This is a genomic window from Streptomyces sp. WG7, assembly GCF_049975785.1.
Lineage (GTDB): Bacteria > Actinomycetota > Actinomycetes > Streptomycetales > Streptomycetaceae > Streptomyces.
The window spans coordinates 180,920-204,426 of the sequence record NZ_JBNGGE010000005.1 but is presented as its reverse complement, the minus strand read 5'-3'; the positions used below and the strand labels follow the sequence as shown (position 1 = coordinate 204,426).

The window sequence follows — 23,507 nt, the reverse complement described above, 5'->3', positions numbered from 1 at the left end:
TCACGGCCCTGACGCCCCATCATCGGTGGCCGGTGAAGGACTCACCCTTCGCCGGCTGTCCGGCGGGGCAGCCGGAGCCGGACGGCGGGCAGCCGGGCAGCCGGGCAGCCGGACGGCGGGCAGGCGGGCAGCCGGACGGCGGGCAGGCGGGCAGCCGGGCCGGAGCGTCAAGCACGCGTCGCGTGCTCCGAGACGGCGCCTTCACGAGCCGGACTCCAGGGACGGGGACGTCCAGCGTCAGTCGCAGGACTGGCGGTAGGTCAGGTGCGGGAACATCTGGCGCCACCGGTCCTCGGGGATGCTTGCGGGATGGGCCGTGCACAGGTCCTCGTAGAGGCCGTCGGTGGCGAAGTCGAGCACGTAGGTCGTCTCCGGTGTGATGCCGGTGGGGTCCTGGGCGGTGACGGCCAGCCATCGGGGGCCCTCCGGTGATGTCACCGGGGGCACGTGTACCGCTCCCGCGTTCTCCAGCGTGAAGAGCTCGGGGGTGCCCCACCGCCCGTCCTTCCCGATGGACCAGAGGCGATAGGGCTCGCTCGTCACCGCGTAGCGGCCGTCGGAGGTCAGGTCGATCGAACCGACCGCGCGGTCGAACAGGAGGTCGTGGCCCGTCCTCTCGGGACGTGCCGGATCGGATACGTCCCAGAACTCGACGCCTCCGTCGGCCAGCATCACCGCCAACTGCCCCTTGGCCATGGGGAAGTACCCCCGGGGGGCGGCCGGTAGCTTGGCACCCTTGACGGGGTGCGCGGGCCGGGAGAGGTCCCAGAGCTGGATCTCGTGTCCCACCGCCTCGGTGACGAGCAGCCGGGACGAGCCGTGGTACATCGCGCCGGCCATCGACGCCGCGTCCTCGATGCGACCGCCCTTGCGGGGGCGGGCGGGGTCGGAGACGTCCCAGAACCTGATGTGCCGGCCCTGCTCCGTCGTCGCGAGCGACCGGTCTCCGGCGAACCACAGGCTTCCCGAGCTCCCGAGCGCGCTGCTCGCCCTCACCTCGAGCGTGCCCCGGCGCACGGGGCTCGCCGGATCACTGATGTCCCACAGCGCGGTGTCGGGTTCCTCGTGCGAGCCCACCGCGAGGAGCATGCCGTCGGGGCTCACCGCGATGGTCGGGTTGTCGGCGGTGAACCGGATGCCGGGCCCCTTCCGCACGGCTTCGCCCGGTTCCACCTGCCAGACCTGGAGGGTGTGGTCCAGCCCTCCGGTCCAGTGGTGGGCCAGGAGCACCGGCTTCTCGCGGCGTATCAGGAAGAACTTCGCCTCCCATCCCCTCGGCAGGGCGTACCGGACCTTCGGCGCCTCGGGGTCGCTGACGTCCCACACCTTCGTCGTGCGGCCCCCGCCCTCGTTCTGCGAGGCGATGACCAGCTCACCGTCGGCACTGAAGGGGCTGGTGCCCCTCTGGGGCATGACGTGGATGCCGCCCTCGATCGACGGCGCCCTGGGCCGGTCGGGCCACAACCGCACCTCTCCGTCCACCTCGCCGACTGCCAGGTATCTGCTGTCCGGGCTGTAAGCGACCGACTGGGACGGTTCGCCCGTCGGCAGCGTCACCCCGGATGCGCTGTCCACCAGCTCCGACACCTTCCTCGTCGTGTCGGTCCGTCTGACGCCGTGGCCGCGGTCGGCTCCCGCCAGGAACCTGCCGTCCGCGCTGAAGGCCAGCGACGGCATGCCGTCGTTGTCGGTGCCCCAGGTGTCCCGGTACTCCTCCGCCTCCACACGCCGCAGGTTCTGTCCGTCCACCACTTCCCACCAGGCGATCTTTCCGTATCCGCCGGCGGCGACCACCAGGTCGCGGCGGGGATGGGCGGCCACCGCGGTGACCGTCTCGGCCTGTTCCGTGTCCCGCAGCACGGGCCGGTCCGGGTCGCCGATGTCCCAGAGCCGTACCTGTGCGGGCTGTCCGCTGCCCGTGTCCCCGTTGCCGTTGCCCGTGATCAGGTGGTCCCCGTCCCGGGTGAAGGCCAGGGAGATCAGCTCGGACCCGGCGACCGTCCGCTGCGCTCGCAGCGTGGGCCGGGCCGGCTCGGCCACGTTCCACAGCCGCAGCAGTCCCTTGTCGCTGCCCGCCGCGAGGGTCCGGCCGTCCTTGCTGAAGGCCAGCGTGTACGTCGTTTGGTGGGAGAGCGGCACCAGGGCGAGCCGTCTCGGCTTCCGCGGGTCCGCGGCGTCCCACAGCGTCAGTTCGTCCGCCGACTGCGCGGCGAGGATCCGGGAGCGGGGGTGGAACGCGATGACCGGACTGCTCGTCAGCTGGAACCGGCCCGCTTCGGCCGGCCTGGTCGGCGCGGACACGTCCCACAGCTGGACCCGGCCGCCGTCGGGTCCGCTGTCCCGGTGGCTCGCGGCCAGCACCTTTCCGTCCGGGCTGTAGGCGAGGTTGAGAACGGCCTGGCGATGCCGCTCCTCGGGCACGAGGTGGGCCGGTGTGACGGTCATCGAGGCGGTGTAGAGGCTGGAGCGGGTCTCGGGGGTCACCGCCGTGCGGTAGGCGGCCAGGCTCAGGCGGAGCGCGGTCTGCGGGTCGTGCTCCCGCAGGGCGTCGGCCCGGGCGGCCAGCTCCCTGGCGATCAGGCTCTTCTCCCGGCTTTCCGCCTGCTCGTTCTCATGGGCGGCCCAGCCGAAGAGGGACACCGCCACCAGCGACAGCACCGACAGGGAGGCGATCCACGCCCGCGTGACGAGGCGTCGTCGGCGCTGCGCGTGGTCGCTCGCGGCGACGAACTCCCCCACCACCTGCGGGACGGGTACGCGGACCACGGTCTGCGCGGCAGCGCCTGCCGGACCGTCGGCGGTCATGTGCCGGGCCTTCCGAGCCGGCCGGTCGCCCTGGGCGGGCGGGACTTTCCGAGTCGGGACTTTCCGAGTCGGCCACCCGACCCGCCGGCGGTCCGGGGCGAGCGGGGCTTCCCGAAGCCGCCGCGCGTACTCCGTGGTGAGCTTCTTCGCCTCCTCCAGCGCATCGCCCTCGTAGAGGCCGCTCGGCCTGCGTCCGGCCTCGGCCCAGCCCTGCGCCGCCGCGGTCAGCCGGCGGAGTCTCAGCAGGTCGTCCCGCACCTCGTCGATCCAGCCGCTCAGCCTCGCCCACGCGTGCAGCAGCGAGTCGTGGCCGAGCTGCGCCCCGCCCTCCTCGTCCACGACGACCAGGCGGGCGTCCGCGAGCCGGCGCAGCAGACCCTCGCTGCCGGCCGCCTCCGCCGGAAGCACCCGGCGGCGGACCAGCCGCCCCTCGCCGTCGGCGACGTGGACCATGGCGAGCAGGAGGCTCCGCAGAGCCGTGCGGCCGGCGTCGTCGAGGGAGTCGTAGATCCCTTCGGCCGCCGTGGCCACCGCGCCCCGGATTCCGCCGGCGGCGGCGTACCCGGCGTACGTCAGGGTCGTCCCCCGGCGCCTCAGCCAGATCTCGGGGAGGGCGTAGGCGAGGAAGGGCAGCGCCGCGGCATCACCCGTGGTGCGTCGCTCCTCGTTCACATCGCGCCGCAGGAGCTGCGGTACGCCCTCCTCCCACCGCAGGCCCGCGTACTGCGCCGGGCGGACGATCGCGGCCTCGACCTCGTCGTCGGTCAGCGCGGGCACCGCGAAGTGACCCGGCCGCACGACGGACGCCAGACGGGGGTCGCTGAGGGCGTCGCCGTAGTAGTCGGCGCGCAGGGCCAGGACCAGACGCGGACCGGGGGCCGCGTCCCCGGCCCGCTCCCCGTCCGCGCCCGCGGTGAGGGCGGCGGCGAACCGCTCGCGTTCGGCGTCGTCCGAGCAGAGCGTGAAGTACTCCTCGAGCTGGTCGATGACGAGGAGGCGCGGTGCCTGCCCTGCTCCGGTCCCCTCCCCCGTCGCCGCGGGGCGGCTGAAGTGCCCGCGTTCCAGATCCCGTACGACGTCGGAAGGCGCCCTGCCCACCGCCGCCGCCCACGCCTCGGCGAGGCTGCGGAAGGGCCGGTCACCCGGTGCCGGCACCAGCCGCACGGGGCCGAGACCCGCCTGTTCCGCGGCCACGCTGAGTCCCGCCCGAAGGAGTGAGGACTTGCCGACCCCCGACGGCCCCACCAGGACCACCGGCTCGCCGGGGCGGGCCTGTCGGACGCGGAGCAGCAACTCCCGGGTCAGTTCCTCACGGCCGAAGAAGAGACGGTGCTGCTCGGGGAGGAAGGGAAGGATGCCGGGGTAGGGGCAGACGGCGTCGGGGTCCGGGGTGTCGGCCGCCCGCTGCTCGGTGTCCGGGCCCGTCAGCGGCTCGTACCGCCGGTTGACGGCGAGGGTCAGCTCGCTCATGCGCGCGGTTCCACCGCCGTACGGGCGGGCGGCGCTGCCCTGGAGCCGCTGGTCGAGCAGCCGGTACACGCCGCCCAGCGTCAGCCACTTGGGGCCCCCGGCGTGGCCTTCCCGAAGCAGGGCGAGCAGGTGGCCGCTGAAGAGGGTGTGCTCCGCGTCCGGCGGGGCGTACGCCAGGGCGTCGCGCATCGCCGAGGCGAGCAGGTAGCTGCCGGTGGGCCGGGCGCCGGCGAACGGGTCCGCGTGGGCGGGCCGGCCGGGTTCCTGTGCGTTGCCGGCGAAACAGCAGTCGAGGATCACGACCGGGTCGGCGGCGGCGTCGCTCAGATAGTGCTCGATCTCCGTGTAGGGAACGGAGTGCGCCGTGTCGGTCTGGGACTTGGTCCTCGCCGTCGCGAGGTAGAGCTGCCGGCCGGGTCCGCGCAGCCCGTGCCCGACGAAGTAGAGGAGGACGGTTCCGCGCTCGTACCGCTGCTCGGTGGGCTCGGCCCGGCCGATGACCGTCGCCAGCGCCTCCAGGACGTCGCTCGGCGAGGTCGGATCGGTGAGCAGCGTGACCCGGTCGCCCATGCCGCACACCGTGCTCAGGGTCTCGGCCACGTCCCGCGCCGACCGGTGCGCGGACGGCAGAGCGGGCAGCAGCTCCCCCGGATGGGCGGCCGTCCCGACCACCAGCGCGTGGCAGCCGGCCGCCGCCAGATCCGCCCTCACCGCCAGACCCTTCACGTCCCCCGCGACCACGGTCAGCCCGCTTCTCGGGACGGACCGACGCGGCCGTCGCCCTCCGCCGTGTCTCCCGTCCCCCGGACTTCTTCTGTTTCTGTCTCCGGAACCCCTTCTGCCTCCTGACTCCGTTGTGCCCCCTGGCCTTCTTCCCTCTGTCGGGGCCGCCCTCGGGCTTCCTGCGGCGTCCGCGTTGCCGGCGTCCGCGTTGCGGGCGCCGTGCCCGGGTCCCGCTCCTGCTGGAGCGCCGCGGCGACCCGTTCGGCCAGCTCGCTGGCGCCTTCGGCGGTCAGCCCGCGCACCTTCTCGGAGGTGACGACGGTCTGGGTACCGTCCGGCAGGGTGAGGGTGACGGTCTGATTGCCCCGGCGGCCCTGCAGCCACACCACGACGGCCGCTCCCACAGCCGCCGTCGGACCACCGGGAGCCAGCAGCAGCGAGATCAGCTCCCCCAGGGCACCCATGGCTCCGCCCGACGGCGCGGCGGGAGCCTCCCGGCGGACGAACACGCGCAGATCAGGGTCCTGGCGAAGCCACTGGTAGAGGTCGTCGCAGGCTCCGGCCACGTCTCCGTCCCCGGCATCGACGGACAGTGTCACTCTCATCTCTGCTGCCCTCCAGCTGCAACACGGCGCATGATTCCCAACTTTCCCCTCCAACACGCGAGTTGGCAACGTGGTAACGCGGGACGGCGCAGCGGTCGGCAGGTTGCGCAGCCGGACGCGCCGCGACGCTACGGCCGGCCGATGGTCACGGCGCCTCGGAAGCGGTCCGGCGAGAGGGCCGACATCGTGTCGAGTGAGGGGTCGGGGACCGGCAGGAGGTGGGCGTCGACCCAGGTGTCCCCCGTCGCCGCGTTGGCCCAGGGATCCTCGACCACGACGGCGCCGGGTACGACGCCGTGGCAGAGCACCCAGTGCGGCACGTCGAACCCCTGCATCCCGGCGAGCGAGAGCAGGAGCAGCACGTGTTCCCGTCGGCCGATCGCATCCCGGATCGCGGTCATGGAGAGGTGGCCGGCATCGATCGGAACGCCGATCCGTTCGGCGTCCGTACGCGACGTGCGCTGGAGCAGGGCCCGCCACTCCTGTTCGTTCTCCGCGAGGTGGTCGAGCAGGACGGGCCGGTCCGTGTCGAGGTGGACCGTGACCGAGGACGACGGCCAGGTCCGGCGCACGGCGACGCCCAGGCCGACGGGCTCGCACGCGAGGAAGTTGGTCGCGTCGCGCCACAGCGTCAGCTCCGCCCGGCGGTCGAGGGCTTCCCACGGCAGCGTCCCGGCGTGCGCCTGCGCGACCAGCGCGGTGACGGCACCGCAGGTGAAGTGCGTGGTCTGCCCGTAGTACGGCGGCTCGGCCACCGGGCCGTCGCTCAGCCAGCGGACGTAACCGGCAGCCGGTCCGGCCGCGCCCTCGGGCTGTGTGAGCGGAGGACCCAGGGGAGCGAAGCCGGCGGCAGCGGCGTCCTCGGGGTTCGCCGTCCATCCTTCCCACTTGACCTGCGCGAGCCGGCGGCTGCGCGCGTGGGCGACGACGGCCGCGACCGCTGCCGGCACGTCGCCGACGGCGTCGACGATCTTCAGGTAGGCCGTGTGCGGGCGCGCCGTCACGAGCGCGGCGGCGGCCCAGTCCTCCCCGTCGTCGCCCGGAACGGCCACGAGGTGAGGGGCGTGAGCGGAGCGGTCGACCGTGTGCCAGCGCTCCGGCACCTCATGGTGTCCGAGCCGCCTCAGCAGGGCCGGCGAGGTATCGGGCTCGAACGGGACGACGATGCTCTTCACGGGCGTTTCCTGCTGGGACGGCATTCCGGTGCTCCTGGCGAGACGGAGAGGGGGAGGGACAGGGTGGGGGCGGGGCGGGGATTTGGACTCCCGATTCGGACTCCCGATTCGGACTTCCGATTCGGACTTCCGATTCGGGCTCCCCGCGGGTACATGGCAGCCGCCGGCCGCCGAGAGAGGACCCGTCGGCGGCCGGGAGCGACTCGCCGGCCGCCGGGCCGGGGACCGGCGCAGGGCCAGTTGACGGGATGAGCATCCGGCCGGGCCGGTCGCCGACCGGGACCCGGGCCGGGACCCGGGCCAGGATCCGGACCGGGCCGCTTGACGGGGCGGACGCGGACGGAGCCCTGGGCGTCGCGCCACGCAGCGTGCCCCGGAACCGGCGTCGCCACGCAGCGTGCCCGGAGGTCGGCGGCATGGCACAGCGCACCACGGGACCGGCGGCATGGCACAGCACACCACGGGACCGGCGGCGTGACGCAGCGTGCCACGGCGCCGGCCGCGTGCCCGGCGGTACGGGTGCTGCCGCCCGGTGTCATGCGCGGGACTGCCGGAGCACCCAGACGAAGTACGGCGCACCGACCAGGGCGATCATGAGGCCCGCCGGCACCTGCGCGGGTGCGACGAGCGTGCGGCCGAGGGCGTCCGCCACGCACACCAGCAGTCCGCCGAGCAGCATCGCGACCGGGATCGCGCGGCCGTTCCGGGCGCCCACCAGTGACCGGGCCAGGTGCGGGGCGACGAGCCCCACGAAGCCGACGACTCCGACGGCGATCACGCTGAGCGCCGCGAGCACCGCGGCGATCGCCAGCGCGGCGAAACGCGTGCGTTCCACCCTGACGCCGACGATGCGCGGTGTGTCCTCGTCGACGGCGAGGAGGTCGAGCCGGCCGCGCATGGCGAGCAGCACGGGAAGGGCGAGTGCCAGGGCCACCGCGACCGGTACGACGTCGGGCAGCGTGCGGCCGTAGGTCGTACCGGAGAGCCAGGTGAAGATCCGGGGCGTGTTGTACGGGTCGGCACGCAGCAGGAGGAAGGTGGTGACGGAGGTGATGCCGTACCCCATGCCTATGCCGATCAGTACGAACCGGTCGGGCAGGAAGCCGCCGCGCCAGGCCAGCAGGGCGATCACCCCGAACGTGGCGAGCCCCGCCGCGACCGCGACCGCGACGAGCACCGGCTGTCCGCCGGACAGGCCCGACGTGACGACGCTCGCCGCCCCCAGACCGGCGCCCGCCGTGATGCCGAGCACCCCCGGCTCCGCCAGCGGGTTGCGTACCGAACTCTGCACGACGCATCCGGCCAGTCCGAGCGCCGCGCCGGCGAGGACGGCGGCGGTCACGCGCGGGACCCGGTCGTCGAGCGCCTGGCCGATCAGGTCGGGGGCGGCGCCCTGGACCCAGAGCACGACGTCCCCCGTCCGCAGCCAGAGGCTCCCCGCCAGGACCGCAACGAGGGCCGCCCCGGCCAGCAGCGCCACCGAGCCGGACACGACGAGGAGGAACGCGCGGCGCGACCGTACGGCGACCCGTGAGTGCGGGGGTTGCCGGAACCCGCCCGTGTCCCGCAGGCGCAGCGCGAGGACCACGATCACGACGGAGCCGAGCAGCGCGGTCGGCACGCCGGTGGGGATGGCCGCGGCCCCGTCCGCACCCTGCACGGCGCGCAGGGTCGCGTCGGCGAGCAGGATGAGCAGCGCGCCGAACAGCCCGGCCGCGGGCACCAGGAGGAGGTGCCGGCGCAGTGCGCGGACCCGCCCCGCGGTCAGGCGGGCCAGGACGGGCGCGCCGAGACCGACGAAGGCGATGGGACCCGCGAGGGTCACCGCGGTGCTGGTCAGCAGCACCGCGCAGATCACGGCGGTCACGCGGGTGGTCCGGATCGGCACGCCGAGCGTGGACGCGGCGTCGTCGCCGAGGTTCATCACGTCCAGCCGCCGGGACAGTGCCAGAGCGACGCACAGCACCACGGCCACGAGGGGGAAGGCGCGTACCGACGCGTCGATGTTGAGCTGCGCGAGGGAGCCGCTCCCCCAGGCGAAGAGACCGGTGGTGTTCTGGTTGAAGAGGATGAGGAGCATCCCGGTCGCCGCGTCCAGGGCCATCGCCGTCGCCGATCCGGCGAGGACGAGGCGGGTGCCCGTGGTGCCCGCGGCCCGGCCCGCGAGGAGCAGCACGAGCGCCGCCGCGACCAGGCCGCCGGCGAAGGCGACGGCGCCCGACGCCCACAGGGGTACGGCGAGGCCGAAGGCGGCGACCAGGGTGATGGTGAAGTGGGCCCCGGCCGTGACCGCGAGGGTGTCGGGGGAGGCGAGCGTGTTGTGCGTGACGGACTGGAGCAGCGCGCCGGCACAGCCGAGGGCGAAGCCCACCGCCACGCCGGCGAGCAGGCGCGGCAGGCGCGAGCCGGTGAGGATCTCGCCGACCGGCGCCCCACCGGTGTCCTGCCGTTCCCCGGTGAGATGGCGCACCAGGTCGCCGACGCCGACGCCCGACGTTCCCTGCGTCAGGTGCCACATGCCCACCAGGACGGTCAGGCCGAGAAGGAGTGTCAGGACGGCCACTCCGGCGGGACCGCCGCCGCGCTCGGTGCGCGGCGGCGATTCCCCTCCGGGTGCCGTGGTCCGCGGTGCGCTCACTTCTTGTCGAGTACGTCGACGTAGGCGTCGATCGCCTGCTCGCAGGAGCGCGGACCGCCGGCGCCCCACACCCGCGCCGGGAACGAGTGGGCGCGGCCCTCCTTGACGGCCGGGAGGGACTTCCAGATCGGGTTCTTGTTCAGCGCCGCGACGTACCCGCCGGCTCCTTCGTCGTTCGCGTAGAAGAGGTTGGCGCTGCCGACCGCGGTGAGTCCCTCGACGTCGGTCTGCGCGAGGCCGTAGGCGGGGTCGACGCCCCCGTCACCGTGCTCCTTGTTGACGTCGTTGGTCCACGCGGGGTTCAGGCCGAGTTCCTTGCCTATCTCGGTGAACAGGGCGCCGTCGCTGTAGGGGCGGACGGTGAGGTTGCCGCCCTGCAGCCATCCGTCGAAGAACACGAAGTCCTTCGTCGGGAGTTCGGCGTCGGTGACCTTCTGCTTCGCGGTCGCGAGGTGCTTGTCGAACTCCTTGAGCACCTGGTCGGCCCGCTCGGTGCGTCCCGTCGCCTTGCCGATCATGCTGAACACCTCGCGCATGTTCCCGATCGGGTCCTTCGGGTCCGCCCCTCGCGTGGCCATCACGGGGACGCCCCGCTTCTCCAGCTTCTTGATCGTCTCGTCGTCGGCGTCGAACGCCTCCACGACGATCAGGTCGGGCTTGGCCGCGTAGAGGGTGTCGAGGTCGGGCTCCTCGCGGGTGCCGATGTCCGTCACCCCGTCGGGCAGCTTCTCCGCGCTGACCCAGGTGCTGTATCCCTTCGCGTCGGATACGGCGGTGGGGGTGACGCACAGGGTCAGCGCGTCCTCGATCTGCTGCCATTCCAGGACCGCGATCCGTTCGGCGGGCTTGTCGAGCTTCACCTGCCGGCCGACGCCGTCCTTGAAGGAGACCGGCCCGGTCGAGGTGGCCGTGGTGTCCTCGGCACAGCTCCTCGACACGGGCGACGTGCTGGTGCCGCTGCCGGCCTCGGTCTTGTCGACGTCGGTCGTGCCGCAGGCCGTTGCGAGGAGGACGACGAGCCCGGTGGAGGCGGATGCCGCCAGGCGACGGGCACGGTTCATGAAAAGTCCTCTTTCTTACGATGCAATGTGATGTATGTGAATGACGATGTGTTGTCAACGTGTTGGAGCGGGCGTCGGTGCGCGCCGCCTCAGGCGGGATGCCGCCCGACCGGGTCGATACGGAGACGGCCCGTGCGGGGATCGGCGCCGACCTCGACACGGATGTCGTAGACCTCGCCGATGTTCTCGGCGGTGAGGACGTCGGCGGGTTTCCCCACCGCGTGCACGCGGCCGGAGCGCATCAGGACCAGCGTGTCCGCGACGCGGGACGCCTGGTCGAGGTCGTGCAGCACGATCCCGACCGCGATGCCGTGCTCCTCGACGAGATCGCGCACCAGGTCGAGCGTCTCGATCTGGTAGCGCAGGTCCAGGTGGTTGGTCGGTTCGTCCAGCAGTACGACGCCGGTCTCCTGGGCCAGGCAGGCCGCGAGCCAGACACGCTGCATCTCCCCGCCGGAGAGTTCCCCGACCGGCCGGCCGGCCATGTTCCGTACGCCCGTGACGCCCATGGCGTGGTCGATGGCGGCCCGGTCCTCGGCGGTCGGTCCGGCGAAGCCGCGCCGGTAGGGGTGGCGTCCGAACGCCACGACCTCCGAGACCGTCAGGCCCTGGGGTGCGGGCCTCGACTGGGAGAACAGGGTGACCTCGCGGGCGAACCGGCGGGCGCTGAGCAGGGCCGCGTCACGCTCGGGTGCTCCGTCGGGGGCGCCGAGCGTCACCCGGCCGGCGTCCACCCGGTGCAGTCGGGAGAGCGCGCGCAGCAGCGTGGACTTCCCGCTGCCGTTCGGTCCCACCAGGGCGGTCGCGCGGCCGGGTTCCAGGGCGAGCGAGACGCCGTGGACGACCTGCTCGCCGCCGTACCGCAGCACGAGGTCGTGCCCGTTGAGCGCGGTCACCGGGGCGGCGGCGGGGTCGGCGGCGGGGCGCTCGGCGCGCCGGGAGGGGCTCGTGAACATCGTCGGATCCGGATGGTCGGAGGGGAACGGACTGCGGCACCCTCCGTCCGGCCTGCGCCGGCCGGTCCGCGAACCCTCCGCGCACGCGGAGCACCGTTCACGGCGAGCAACAACTAAGGGTTACCTAACTCCGAGAAGGTTATATTCCGCTCGCCATGTCGACAATCAGGAGTTCTGGACATGCGATACGGGATTCCGGACACCCTCGCGGGTGCCGTCGGCCGCGTCGAAGAACGCGCCCGGCGTGGTTCCCATGACCCGCCGGAAGGCGGCGATGAAGGAGCTGGGCTGCGCGTAGCCGAGCGTCTCGGAGACCGTCATCACGTCGAAGCCCTCGGACAGGAGCGTCAGCGCCCGGTGCACCCGCAGCACCTGCCGCCACTGCGCGAAGGAGAGACCCGTCGCGTGACGGAACGCGCGGGTGATCGTGCGCTCACTGATCCCCAGCGACCGTGCCCACTCCTCCAGGGAGCGGCAGTCGGCGGGGTCGTCCAGCAGGGCCTCGGCGATCGCGTCGATCCGGGGGTCACCGGGCAACGGCAACGCGAACTGCCGCTCGGCCGGCTGGAGGACGTCGAACACGACCGACTCCGCCCGCGCCCTGGCACCCGCGTCGAGATCCGTACGGGACAGATGGGTCAGCAGCGACTCGAGCAACGGCGTCATCGCGATCGCCTTCGGCTCCTCGAACGCGAACGCGAACGGCGTGCGGTCCGGGGCGAAGAAGGCGTCGTGGAACTCCGCGCCCACCGTCGCCCGGCCTCCGTGCACCACTCCGGCGGGCATCCACAGCCCGTATCCCTCGGACACGGTGAAGACGCGGTCGTCCACCCGGGACGTCAGCGTTCCCCCGCGTACCCAGACGAGCTCGTGCGAGGGGTGCGAGTGCGGTGCCCACTCCGTGGGAACGCGCGGAATCCGGACCCCGGAGCTGATGACGAAAGGGGATTCCGCCTGCTCCGGGAGCGCCACGGCCCGGCGCACCACGGTGCCCGCCTCGCGCCGCCACATCCCGGGGCTCGGCTCGCCACGGGACGATCGGACCATGCGGGCGAGTCTATCCGGGCCCGCACCGGCGCCTGACCTCCCGGTCTGCCCCGACCCCGCCCCCGGCCCCGCTGCTGACCTGCCCTTGGCCTGCCCTTGGCCTGCCCTGAAACCGGCGAGCGGCTCGGCGATCGCACCCCGGAGATCCGCTCGGTCATGGAGGTCACGGAACGCTCCGCGCCCGCCGGTCAGCGCCCGCAGGGCAGGCGTACGCGGTCACAGCCATGCCGACGAGGCAGACCGAAGTGCCGGTCAGGCCGGAGTCGTCGACGGCGACAGCATGCTCATGGCGCGCAGCCCCCGGTCGGCGAAGGCGATCAGCCACTCGAAGCTCTCGTCGATGCCGGTGCTCCACTGGAAACCGTTGGCCGCCTGCAACGTGGCGAAGCCGTGGCAGAGGCTGCGGAGCATGCGCAGGGCGTGGTCCGCGTCGGCCTCTCCGATCTCGTAGCCACGCAGGACCGCCGTGAACGCGCCGAGCAGCCGCTGCCCCTCGATGGCCAGCGGATCGTCCGGGCCCGACGATTCCGCGCCGATCGTCGCGGCATACCGGCCGGGGTGCTCCAGGACGAAGCCTCTGAAGGCGCGCGCCGCAGCGGCCAAGGCGTCACGGCCCGCATACCCCTGGATCGCGCCACCGACGGCGTCGGCGGCCTCACTCAACGCCAAGGCCGCGATGCGCCGGTTGAGGTCTTCCTGGCCGCCCACGTGCTTGTACAGGGACGGGGTGCGCACGCCCACCCGCTCGGCCAGCAGACCCATCGTCAGGTTGGCGAGGCCCACCTCGTCGGCGAGGGCGGCACCGGCCGCGACCACGGCCGCCGGGTCCAGGCCGGCCCTAGGCACGAGCGGCCTCCGTCCGGATGAAGGCCAGCACCAGCGAAACCACCTGGTCGGGGAACTGGTCGTGCGGGTAGTGCCCGGCGCCCTCGATCATCTCGAGGCGGCCGAGGCCGGACGGCAGGGCGTCCACGATCGCCGAACCCTCGGAGTGCGGGTCGGCCCAGTCGGGGTCGAGCGTGCCCATCACGACCAGGACCGGGCAGCGGACGTTGCCGAGCTGCGCGCCGGCGTCGGTCGGGGCGCAGCGGCCCATGCCCTGCATGGCCTTCATCCGGCCCGGCTCGCGCAGCAGGGAGTCGATGCGGCCGAGCCGCTCGGCCCAGTCGGCCGGCTTCACGCCGGGGTAGGCCACGTCGAGGTACGAGCGCCAGAGCGGCACGCTGCCGAACGCCCCTGCGCCGAGCAGCCGGAGCATGCCCTGACGGAAACGCCTCACGCGCAGGTCGCCGAGGCGGACCGACTGCTTGCGGGTGAACGGCGCCAGCTCGACCACCGAGGTGATCAGCGAGGGTTCCCGCGCCGCGGCGATGGTGGCGGCACCGCCGGAGACCGAGTGACCGACGAGCACGGCCGGGCCGCCCAGGTGACGGACCACCGCGAGCAGGTCGCCGGCGATGTCGGTGCGGCTCCAGGCCGGCCAGTCCGCGCTGGACTCCCCGCAGCCGCGCAGATCGACCGCGGCGACCCGGTAGCCCGCCGCCACCAGCGGCGGGATCACAGCACGGTACGCGGCACGGCTGTCGCCCATGCCGTGCGCGAGGACGATCAGGGGGCCGGACCCCGTCACCTCGTAAGCGATCGTGCCGCCGTCGACGGCAAGGTACTCGGTCATGGCATCCCCCAGATCCTGGCTAACCTTGTTAGCTAAAAGCTAATGCCATTAGCCAACCTTGTCAACGGCGGATTCTCCGGCGCGGCCAGGAGGGGTGACGAAGCACTGCGGGAGCCTCGCAGCGATCACCAGCAGCGCCCGCGACTGCGTGACGATGGCGTGCGGCGCAACCGCTTGAAGCTCCCCGCGCTGCCCGCGCGCCGCGTCGTACGCGCCCGCCCATGAGCTCATGCGGAAGTCGCGAGGATCCACTCGGCCCACACCGTCCTGCCGGGCCCTCCGGCCCGCTTGACCACCGTACGAAGGCGAGAGCCCTGCCGTCCGGACGTCGCCGGTGGCGGTGAAGCCGGAGTCGTCGACGTAGTCGAGGTGGTTGCCGGTGACGGTGCAGCGGCCGGTGTAGGCGCTCCGGGGATTGCCCCGGGCCTCGTCGTAGCGGCCGTTCGGGAGCAGTTCCTGGCGGATGTGGCCGTCCGCGGTCACCCACATCCCGACGTACGGGTGCGGCGGGATGTCCGCGGCCGGGCCCGGGAGTCTCCCGCTGTCCGGTGCCGAGGCGCACGCGGTGAGGGCCGGGCACGCGCCGCCGCCCGCCCTGGGGGGCAGACCGACGTCGGACGGCGTCACCTGGACGCGCCTGCTCCGCAGGTGGTCGCCCAGTTTCGAGGTTGTCATGGCGCGCAGGCCAGGCTCCCGAGCGGCTGGGAGCCTGGCTCCAGTTCCCAGTTCCCAGGTCCCACGTCCCAGGTCCCAGTGCTCCCAGGCCGGGCGCGGCCCGGTGCCGTGGCTCACCCCGTCGAGGGGGCGTCCGCGACGGCGAGGGCCGGTCGACGGTCGGGGCCGGTCGACGGTCAGGGCAGAAGCTGCTGCTCCATGGCGAAGACAGCCACCCCGGCCCGGGTGCGCCGCCCGGTCTTGTCGTAGATGTGCCCGAGGTGGTGGCCCACGGTGCGGCTCGATATGGACAGTTCCGCGCCTATCTGGTGGTTGGTCAGTCCGCGGGCGGCCAGTCGCAGCACTTCGACCTCCCGCGGTGTGAGCCCGGCCGGACGGCGGGGCCGGGACGGCTGTCCGCCCGCGGCCCGGATCACGAGTTCGCAGGCGGCGCGGTCCAGGGTGCCGGAGTCCGCCTCGCGCGTCAGGTGCCCGACGGCTTCGTCGACGCTGAAGGCGCCCCGGTGCGCCCGCGGCTCGGTCAGTGCGGCGAACACGTCAGCGGCGGCGAGGATACGGGCCGCGGGAGAGGTACGGGTGCCGAGCTCACCGCGGTGGTAGCCACTGCCGTCGACGCGCTCATGGTGTGCGGCGGCGATCGGCGCCAGCGGAGCGAGCGCGGGCACGCGCTCCAGCACTCGCTGGGTCCAGTACGTGTGCATCCGCACCCGCTCCATGTCAGCGGTGCTCAACGGACCGGTCCGGTCCCACACGTCGGCGGAGATCCCGGCCCGCCCCAGATCGTGCAGCAGGGCCGCGCGACGCAGCCGGGTCACCTCGTCGGCGGCGAGGCCTCCCAGCCGGCCGGCGCTCTCCGCCAGCCGCGCGACGTGCTCGCTGTGCCCGACCAGCCACTTGCCCTTGAGGTCCACGAACCTGCCGAGGACCGCGCACAGGTCGGAGACCTCCTCGGCGGACACCGTGACGTACGGCGGCGGCTCGGCGGCCACCGTGGAGGCGACGGCGTCGGGCTCCCGGAGCGGGGCGAGCACCTTCGCGGCGTCGGCCGCGAACGCACGCGCAAGTTCGGGATCGAGGTGACCGCCCGCGCGCCTGACCACCTGCGCGACCGCGGCCGGCTCGCCGCCTCTCGCATGGGCCAGAACCGCCTGTTCGGCCACGTGGACGACACGAGCGGCGAAGGAAACGCGCTCACCCGCGGTTCCCAGGGGGATTCCCCGTCCGTCCCAACGCTCGTACACGTCGTCCAACGCCGCGAGGGTCCGCGGCAGCACGCCGAGGCCCGAACCGAGCGCCCGACTGGCCTCGCAGCCGTTGCGCATGGCCTCCACCCCGACCGTGGGCAGCACCTCGGTGAACGTGTCCGCCAACCGCCGGGCCTTCTCCCGCGTCCAGCCGCCGAGCCGGAACAACTGCTCGGACATGGGCACGTCGTCCCCCGGGTCGAGGTGCTTCAGCGCACTCTGGAACGCCACCTCGTCGCCGAAGACCGCCGCGAGCTCGGGTGCGAACGACGTGCAGCCGACCGAGCGCAGCAGTGCCGTCTCGTAGACCGCCCGGCAGGTCTCCCGGTCGCCCGCGAGGACGTCCCGGGCGAACACCGTGGCGACGACGCAGGTACGCAGGCCTTTCTCGAAGGTCATGCCCGCGGCCAGGTCGGTCGTCAGGGACAGTGCCGCCAGTACCTCGGCCAGACGAACCTCTTCCACCGCTCAAGCGTAACCGCCCCTGACCAGCGCCTCGGACGTGCCCGCACGGCTCCCCCTTGCGCACTGGACGCGCACAGGACGCGCACCGGCGGCCGCGGTGCGAGGAGGGCGAACATCCCCGCGAGGCAGGTGGACCAGCGACATAGGTCGATCAGCCGATGCGCGTCGGCCGGTTCACGAGAAGGATCTGCGGAGGCGGGGCGCGAGCTCGGCCGCAGCGCTCGGACCCGCGTTCCGTGCCCGGGCGGCGGGCTGCCGGAACGCGCCGGCCGCTCATCCACACAGCACGGAGGTACCGCATGACCACGCACCACCACGACGAACACACCACCACCGGGAGCGCGGTGGTGGAAGCGTTGTACGGCTCGCTCGCCCAGGGGGACGTCACCGCGCTGCTCGCGGGACTCGACGAGCGGATCGAATGGGTCGTTCCGCCGGGTCTGCATTACGGAGGCACGTACCGGGGACGTGAGGAGGTGCTCGAGAACGTGTTCGCCCGTTTCGTCAGCGAGTGGCACGACTTCACCGTCACCCCTGCGGAGATCCTGGACGCCGGGGACCGTGTCATCGCACTCGGCCACTACAGCGGCCGGAATCTGGTGACCGGGAAGCCGATGAGGACCCGTTTCGTGCATGTGTGGCGACTGCCGGACGGCGTCCCCGTGCACTTCGAGACCGTCCTCGACACCCACACCATGGTCGCCGCGATGTGAACCGGCTCTCCCCGCCGGCCGAGCGGAACGCCGCTCCGGGCCTATCCGGTCGGACGTTCCCGGCTCCGCCCCCTCGTGGACCATTTCTGGATCTCTCCAATCGATCTCTTCAAACGACCTCTCCCATCGAAAGACGCAGCACATGACCTTGTTCGAGCATGATTTCGTCGCGGCGGGCTCCACCGAGCCGCCGGTGGATGACACGGGGCGGATGCTCCAGATGATGACCGGGTACTGGGTGACCCAAGTGGTGCGCACAGCGGCCGAGTTGCGCATCGCCGACCACCTGCGGGCCGGCGGTGCCACGCCTGCGGAAGTGGCCGCGGCGGAGTCACTGGACCCGGACTCGACCTTCCGGTTCCTGCGGGCGTGCGCTTCCCTCGGGCTCGCCTCGTCGACGGACGGGAAACGGTTCGTCAGTACGTCCTTGCTGGACACCTTGCGCAGCGACGTCCCGGGTTCCCTGCGGGACCTGGCCCTGTGGGGCGGCGCCGAGTCGCACTGGCTGCCCTGGGGGCGGCTGTCGGACGCGATCCGCACCGGCACCACCCAGGCCGAAGCCGCCCTCGGCGCCCCCTTCTTCGACTGGCTTGCCACCGTCCCGTCCGAAGCCGGGGTCTTCACCAACGCCATGACGGCCATGACGCACGGCCTGGCCCATCAGCTGGCCGACGTGATCGAGGTGGAGGGCACCGAAGTCGTCGTGGACGTCGGCGGTGCCGGCGGCAACCTCGTCCAGACGCTCATGCGGCGGCATCCCGGACTGACCGGGATGGTTCTCGACCTTCCGCACGTGAGCGCCGAGGCGGAAGCCTCCGCGTCGGTCCTGGGCGTCACGGACCGGTTCACCTTCGTCGGCGGTGACTTCTTCGAGGAGGTGCCGTCCGGGGACCTGTACCTGCTGAAGTTCGTCCTGCACGACTGGGACGACGACGCCTGCGTGCGCATCCTGCGCAACTGCCGGGAGGCGCTCGAGCCGGGCGGACGCGTGCTGGTGATGGAGCTCGTCGTGGACGAGGTGGGCCGACCCGGCCTGGAGCCGCTGATGGACCTCAACATGATGGCCCTGTCGACCGGACGCGAGCGCAGCCTCGACGAGTTCGAGAACCTCTTCGAGCGGGCCGGCCTGAAGCCGGTCAGGACGATGTCGTCCGCGTCCCTGGTCTCCGTCCTGGAACTCGCCCCCACCGAACCCGCGCTCAGGACGCTGCGGCTGGTGCCCTGAGGAACCGGCCTCCGCGAAGCCGCGGACACGTCCGTGACACGCCCGTGGCACGTCCGTGGCGGTCGACTCGGTTCTCGCGTTCGTGTGGACGAGGCGGCCCCCGGCTCCGGTACCTTCCGCGGGCACCTGAAGTCCTCGCCACCGGGGGAAGCGTGCCAAGGAGCGCGACCGGGCCGGTTCCGGGCGCCGTGCCGACGCTCTATGTCCTGCGGCCTAGACGGTGTTCCTCCCGGTGGCCGACGCCGCGTCGTCCCCGGGGCGAAAGGATCGTCACATGGATCGAATCGATGTTCTCACCGCCCTGGTGGCCGCCCTGGCCCTTGCCGTCGTGGTGTGGTCCAAACCGCTGGAGAAGCAGCCGTTCTGGTTCTTCGTCCTCCTGTGTGCCGCCTTCTACCCCGCGGGCAGGGAGCTGTTCTCGGCGCTGGAGTCGGCCGCGGGCACCGGGCGGCCGCCGGCCGAGTGGACCTTCATGGTCAGCGTGAACGTCCTGTTCGCCGCGCTCGTCGCGTCGGCCTACCGGGGAATCATGTCCTTCCGGGGCACACGCGCCGATCGGCGCTCCTCCCACCGGGAGATCGACGCGTGAGCTCCGCCCCGTCCACCCGGGCGTTCTGTATTCCGCCGGGTCAGCCGCGCGCTGAGGCGGGTGCTCGTCGCACGGGTCCGTGATCCCGCCCTCGCCGCCGTCGGCGAACCGCGTGATCGATGCGGCGTCCGGCTGCCCGCCCGGCCGTCCGGCGGGGGTCGAGGACGACCGGGGTCGCCGCCCGGGCGAACCCGGTCGGCCGGGCACCTCCGTCCTCACCGGTCGTGCGGTGAGGAACTCAGATCTGGTTCATGCCACCGTCGACGTACAGGCTCGAACCGGTGATGAAGCTGCTCTGCCCGGAGGCGAGGAAGGCCACGGCGGCGGCGATCTCCTCCGGGCGCCCGAGCCGGCCCAGCGGCACCTGCGTCGCCAGGTGCTGCCTGAAACCGGCGGCCTGCTCCGGATCGGGGGCGAGCCCCGACAGACCGGGGGTGTCGGTCGGGCCGGGCGTGATGGTGTTGACCCGGATGCCGCGCCCCTTGAGTTCGTTGGCCCAGGTCCGGGCGAACGATCGGGTGGCGGCCTTGGTCGCCGCGTACACGCCGAACGCCTCCGCGCCGACGTCCTCGTTGGTGGAGCCGTTCAATATCACCGACGCGCCGTCGTTGAGCAGCGGCAGCGCCTTCTGGACGGTGAACAGCGTGCCCCGGGCGTTGATACCGAAGAGAGTGTCGAAGTGTTCTTCGGTGACCTGCTCGAGCGGCAGGAACTCGGCGACGGAGGCGTTCGCGAACAGTACGTCCAGGCCCCGCCCCCGGCCGCGGATCGTCTCGTACAGGCGGTCCAGGTCGGCCAGGTCCGAGATGTCGCCGGTCAACGCGGTGGCCGATGATCCGATCACTTCGACGGCCGCGTCGAGTTCGGTCTTGCGTCGGCCGGTGATGAACACGTGTGCGCCCTCGGCCGCCAGCCGTACCGCACTGGCCAGGCCGATTCCGCTGCCGCCGCCGGTGACCAGAGCGGTCTTGCCCTCCAGCAGTCCCATGTGAACAACCCCCTTCGGTTTCTGCATCGATCGATGCGGAAGTCGAACAGTAGCACTTCCGTATCGATCGATGCGGAAGAGGTAGGCTGCGGGGGTGGGAACCAAACAGAGCGGCCCCGTCGGCCGGCCGCGGGGATTCGACACCGACGAGGCTCTCGAGCGCGCCATGGTGGTCTTCTGGGAGCACGGCTACGAAGGGGCCAGCCTGTCCGGCCTGACCCAGGCGATGGGCATCTCCACCACCAGCATGTACGCGGCCTTCGGCAACAAGGAGGAGCTGTTCCGCAAGGCCCTGGAGCGTTACACCGAAGGCCCCGGCGCCTACCTGACCCGGGCTCTTGAGGAGCCGACCGCCCTCGGCGTCGCCACCGCGGTCCTGGCCGGCACCGTCCGGACCACCACCCGCCCGGCCGGTCCCCATGGATGCCTGGGCGTCCATGGAGCCCTGGCCACCAGCGACCCCGGGCACGACGTCCGCGACCTGCTCGCCGCCTGGCGCAACGACGGCTGCTCCCGCGTGCGCGAGCGGTTCCAGCGGGCCGTCGACGAAGGCGAACTGCCTCCCGAGACCGATCCGGGACTGCTGGCCCGCTACGTCACCACCTTGGCGTTCGGCATCTCCGTGCAAGCCGCGAGCGGTGTCACCCGCGACGAACTCCAGGAGATGGCCGACGCCGCCCTGCGCAACTGGCCGCTCACCTGAGGACAACCCGGCTGAGGACAACCCGGCTGAGGACCACCCGGCAACCGGAGGCAGCGCCGTGTTCGACCGCGAAGGCCGGGCCCCGCGTGGGACCGCCCACGCCCTGCCCACAGCTCACCGCGCGAAGGAGCGCGTCGTGCGTGCCGGGTCAGTTCCATGCCTGTCGTTCCTGGCCGCGAGGGTCGTCGATCTGGGTCCAGTCCGCGTCGATGCGCATGGTGGCCCGGCGCTCGGGGCCGTACGGGTCCCAGCCGGGATCGCCCGTCGCGGCGAACCGGATCCATGCCCCGTGCACGTGGGGAGCGAGATCGGCGGGTGGTCTGTCGGGGCCGAGCAGGGCATGGGCACCGTGCAACCCGGGCAGCCGCGTGAGATCGAAGACGAAGGGCAGCTCCACCGCGTGGGCGGCGCCGAGCTGTCCGTCCAGGGCGTGGGAGCGCCATGCGAACTCGTAGCGGTAGGTGGCGGCACCGGACCGGTCGGCGTGTGCGTCGGCAAGGGCCCGGCTGCCCGCGCCGAACAGGGCGTCGCCCATGACGGCGGACCGCAGCTCACCGTAGGACGCCCTCGGGCGGGTCCTGCGGTACGTCTCCACGAGCCGGACCGGATCGGGATGCGCGCGTGCCGCGACGGCGTCGACGTCCGCACGGGTCGACGTGGCGTACGCGTCCACCGGGACCAGGTAGAGGTTTCCCTCCTCCGTGTTGGTGCCGACGAGCAGGTCGACGCCGGCACCGAGGCCCGCGGCGACGGATACGGCCGGCTGGGTGTCCAGGACCAGGCTGAAGGGGCTGAGCCCGATCAGCGGGTCGTGGTGCGCAGCCGTCCGCAGGTCCGTGCCGGCGAGTGCGGAGGCCGCTTCCACCAGGCGCTCGTCCGGGATCTCCGCGAAGGCGTCGACGTGCGGCTCGACGCCCAGGACCCGGGCCGCCGCCCTGGTGACGCGGGCGGCCTGCTCGGTCGTGAACGCGCCCAGGCCGCTGCCGCTCTGGACGATCGCCCGGCGGAACAGTCCCGCGGCCTCGGGAGTGGCCAGGACTCCCCCGACGACGGTTGCTCCCGCCGACTGGCCGAAGAGGGTGACGTTGTGCGGGGCGCCACCGAAGGCGGCGATGTTGTCCCGTACCCAGCGCAGCGCGGCCACGACGTCGAGCAGGCCCCGGTTGGCGGGTGCTCCGGGAAGGTCGAGGAACCCCGCTGTGCCGAGCCGGTAGTTGAGGGTGACGAGGACGACTCCGTCGCGGGCGAAGGCGGAGCCGTCGTACAGCGCGGACCTCGTCGACCCCGCGACGAATCCACCGCCGTGGACGAACACCATGACGGGCAGGTCACCGTCCGCGTCGGCCGGTGTCCACACGTTGACCGTGAGGTAGTCCTCGCCACGGTGCCAACCGTCCCCGAAGTAGGGGGACATGTCCACGCGGCCGAGCCTGCGTGCGGCCTGCGGGGCGTTGGGCCCCGGCCTCGTGGCGTCCCGTACGCCGTCCCACGGCTCGTGCGGGCGGGGCGCCGCGAACCGGCCGGCGCCGCGGGGCGGGGCGGCGTAGGGGATGTTCAGGAACGTGGTGACGCCGCACTGGCGCAGGCCGCGTACGGATCCCCGCGTCGTGGTGACGACGGGGTCGGTGTGCTGGTTCACGGGAGTGCCTTTCCGCAGGGCTCAGCCCTGTTCGGTGTACGGGGTGAAGGGGGCCCAGCCCTTGACGGCGAACCTGCTGCCGTCGCGCACCACCTGAGCGGCGCCGTGGCCGCCCAGGTGCGCGGGAATGACGAGCGCGTTGTCGTCCGCTGCCCGGCCCAGCACCTTGTGACGGGTGGCGCGCGCCTGCGCGGGGTCCTCGCAGAAGCAGCTGTTGGAGTCCGGTTCGAGGATTTGCACCGGACTGTGCAGCAGGTCGCCGACGAAGACCGCGCGGTCCGTCCCGGAGGTGAGGGTCAGCACGGAGGAGCCGGGGGTGTGGCCCGGGGCGGGTTCCAGGCGCAGAGCGGCGTCGATCTGGTGGCCGTCCTCCCACAGCAGAGCCTGGCCGGCCTGGTACACCGGGAGGACGCTGTCCTCGAACACGTTCTGGTTGCCGCGGCCGAGTACGCTCTCGTGGCCGTTCTCCGGGTTCCAGAAGTCGAAGTCGTCCTTCGGCATCAGGTAGGTGGCGTTGGGAAAGGTGGGGACCCAGGTACGCCCGTCGAGATACGTGTTCCAGCCGACGTGATCGATGTGAAGGTGTGTGTTGATCACGATGTCCACGTCCTCGGGGCGGACCCCGGCGCGGGCGAGGTTGTCGAGGAATCCGGTGTCCATCCGGCTCCACACAGGGGCGTACGGGCGCTCCTTGTGATTGCCGACGCCGGTGTCGACGAGGATGGTCCTGCCCTCGCTGCGCAGCAGCCAGGTCTGGATCGCCGAGTTGACGATCCGGGTGTCGTCGGCCAGGAAGTCCGGGACCAGCATGGTGCGGTGTTCTTCCCACGCCCTCGCGGGGCTGTCCGGGAAGAACGTCTCGGGAGTCATGTCCACGGGCCCGAAGTACTCCCGGACACGGGTGAGGGTGACGTCACCCAGGGTGATGGTGTTCACGGTCGGTCTCCCAATGTGTTTCGCGTGAGGTCCGTCCGGCGGGACGGCTGTCGGTGGCGGGGCGGGGCGGGGCGGGGCGGGGGATGCTGCCCCGGCGTCAGGGGCTGGTGGTGCCGCCTCGCTCGGCGGTGCGGTTCGGTGCCTCGCCGCCGGCTTCGCCGGGGCCCGCCGAGGA

17 protein-coding genes and 1 pseudogene are annotated in these 23,507 nt (G+C 72.5%); 4 read left to right on the top strand and 14 right to left on the bottom strand.

Annotated elements, in window-relative coordinates; all coding sequences use genetic code 11:
* Positions 1-237: 237 nt before the first annotated feature.
* From ACP4J0_RS08270 to ACP4J0_RS08220, 11 genes and pseudogenes are all read right to left on the bottom strand, one after another.
* Positions 238-4,986: a caspase, EACC1-associated type gene (locus ACP4J0_RS08270; RefSeq protein WP_426597955.1), complete on the bottom strand. Its 4,749-nt coding sequence runs from the start codon at positions 4,984-4,986 to the stop codon at positions 238-240.
* Positions 4,987-5,018: 32 nt separating this feature from the next.
* A complete protein-coding gene (locus tag ACP4J0_RS08265; RefSeq protein WP_426597954.1) occupies positions 5,019-5,603 on the bottom strand; it encodes an effector-associated constant component EACC1 in 585 nt (194 codons plus the stop codon).
* A 128-nt stretch (positions 5,604-5,731) separates the two neighbouring features.
* The gene (locus ACP4J0_RS08260; protein WP_426597953.1) at positions 5,732-6,802 is read right to left on the bottom strand and encodes a peptidase C39 family protein; all 1,071 of its coding nucleotides are present in this window, start codon (positions 6,800-6,802) and stop codon (positions 5,732-5,734) included.
* A gap of 511 nt (positions 6,803-7,313) precedes the next feature.
* Positions 7,314-9,416 (bottom strand): iron ABC transporter permease, encoded by a 2,103-nt coding sequence (locus ACP4J0_RS08255; protein ID WP_426597952.1) that lies wholly within the window; start codon positions 9,414-9,416, stop codon positions 7,314-7,316.
* The gene (locus tag ACP4J0_RS08250) at positions 9,413-10,477 is read right to left on the bottom strand and encodes an iron-siderophore ABC transporter substrate-binding protein (RefSeq protein WP_426597951.1); all 1,065 of its coding nucleotides are present in this window, start codon (positions 10,475-10,477) and stop codon (positions 9,413-9,415) included. The genes ACP4J0_RS08255 and ACP4J0_RS08250 overlap by 4 nt, the downstream gene beginning before the upstream one ends.
* Before the next feature lie 89 nt (positions 10,478-10,566).
* A complete protein-coding gene (locus ACP4J0_RS08245) occupies positions 10,567-11,433 on the bottom strand; it encodes an ABC transporter ATP-binding protein (protein ID WP_426597950.1) in 867 nt (288 codons plus the stop codon).
* 165 nt (positions 11,434-11,598) lie between these two features.
* Positions 11,599-12,480, bottom strand: coding sequence for a helix-turn-helix domain-containing protein (locus ACP4J0_RS08240; RefSeq protein WP_426597949.1), 882 nt, complete (start codon positions 12,478-12,480; stop codon positions 11,599-11,601).
* Positions 12,481-12,732: 252 nt separating this feature from the next.
* Positions 12,733-13,296, bottom strand: coding sequence for a TetR/AcrR family transcriptional regulator (locus tag ACP4J0_RS08235; protein ID WP_426598016.1), 564 nt, complete (start codon positions 13,294-13,296; stop codon positions 12,733-12,735).
* Between the two features lie 22 nt (positions 13,297-13,318).
* On the bottom strand, positions 13,319-14,155 hold the full coding sequence (locus ACP4J0_RS08230) for an alpha/beta fold hydrolase (RefSeq protein WP_426597948.1): 837 nt from the start codon (positions 14,153-14,155) through the stop codon (positions 13,319-13,321).
* Positions 14,156-14,476: 321 nt separating this feature from the next.
* Positions 14,477-14,644: pseudogene (locus tag ACP4J0_RS08225) on the bottom strand (Atu4866 domain-containing protein); the annotation flags it as partial.
* A gap of 362 nt (positions 14,645-15,006) precedes the next feature.
* Positions 15,007-16,539 carry an HD domain-containing phosphohydrolase gene (locus tag ACP4J0_RS08220; protein WP_426597947.1) on the bottom strand — a complete coding sequence of 511 codons (1,533 nt, stop codon included), beginning with the start codon at positions 16,537-16,539 and terminating at the stop codon, positions 15,007-15,009.
* A 299-nt stretch (positions 16,540-16,838) separates the two neighbouring features.
* Here ACP4J0_RS08220 and ACP4J0_RS08215 point away from each other — a divergent pair, with 299 nt between their 5' ends.
* The 3 genes from ACP4J0_RS08215 (at position 16,839) to ACP4J0_RS08205 (ending at position 19,066) form a co-directional block, all read left to right on the top strand.
* Entirely contained in the window at positions 16,839-17,252 is a 414-nt protein-coding gene (locus tag ACP4J0_RS08215) for a nuclear transport factor 2 family protein (RefSeq protein ID WP_426597946.1), read from the top strand.
* 142 nt (positions 17,253-17,394) lie between these two features.
* Positions 17,395-18,477 carry a methyltransferase gene (locus ACP4J0_RS08210; protein WP_426597945.1) on the top strand — a complete coding sequence of 361 codons (1,083 nt, stop codon included), beginning with the start codon at positions 17,395-17,397 and terminating at the stop codon, positions 18,475-18,477.
* Between the two features lie 274 nt (positions 18,478-18,751).
* Positions 18,752-19,066, top strand: a complete 315-nt coding sequence (locus ACP4J0_RS08205; RefSeq protein ID WP_426597944.1) for a hypothetical protein — start codon at positions 18,752-18,754, stop codon at positions 19,064-19,066.
* Between the two features lie 238 nt (positions 19,067-19,304).
* On the opposite strand, the gene ACP4J0_RS08200 is transcribed toward ACP4J0_RS08205, so the two are convergent.
* Positions 19,305-20,054, bottom strand: a complete 750-nt coding sequence (locus tag ACP4J0_RS08200) for an SDR family oxidoreductase (protein WP_426597943.1) — start codon at positions 20,052-20,054, stop codon at positions 19,305-19,307.
* Positions 20,055-20,148: 94 nt separating this feature from the next.
* Here ACP4J0_RS08200 and ACP4J0_RS08195 point away from each other — a divergent pair, with 94 nt between their 5' ends.
* Positions 20,149-20,757 (top strand): TetR/AcrR family transcriptional regulator, encoded by a 609-nt coding sequence (locus ACP4J0_RS08195; protein WP_426597942.1) that lies wholly within the window; start codon positions 20,149-20,151, stop codon positions 20,755-20,757.
* A 148-nt stretch (positions 20,758-20,905) separates the two neighbouring features.
* On the opposite strand, the gene ACP4J0_RS08190 is transcribed toward ACP4J0_RS08195, so the two are convergent.
* Positions 20,906-22,396 carry a carboxylesterase/lipase family protein gene (locus tag ACP4J0_RS08190; protein ID WP_426597941.1) on the bottom strand — a complete coding sequence of 497 codons (1,491 nt, stop codon included), beginning with the start codon at positions 22,394-22,396 and terminating at the stop codon, positions 20,906-20,908.
* Between the two features lie 21 nt (positions 22,397-22,417).
* Positions 22,418-23,332, bottom strand: a complete 915-nt coding sequence (locus ACP4J0_RS08185) for an MBL fold metallo-hydrolase (protein ID WP_426597940.1) — start codon at positions 23,330-23,332, stop codon at positions 22,418-22,420.
* Positions 23,333-23,507: the final 175 nt, after the last annotated feature.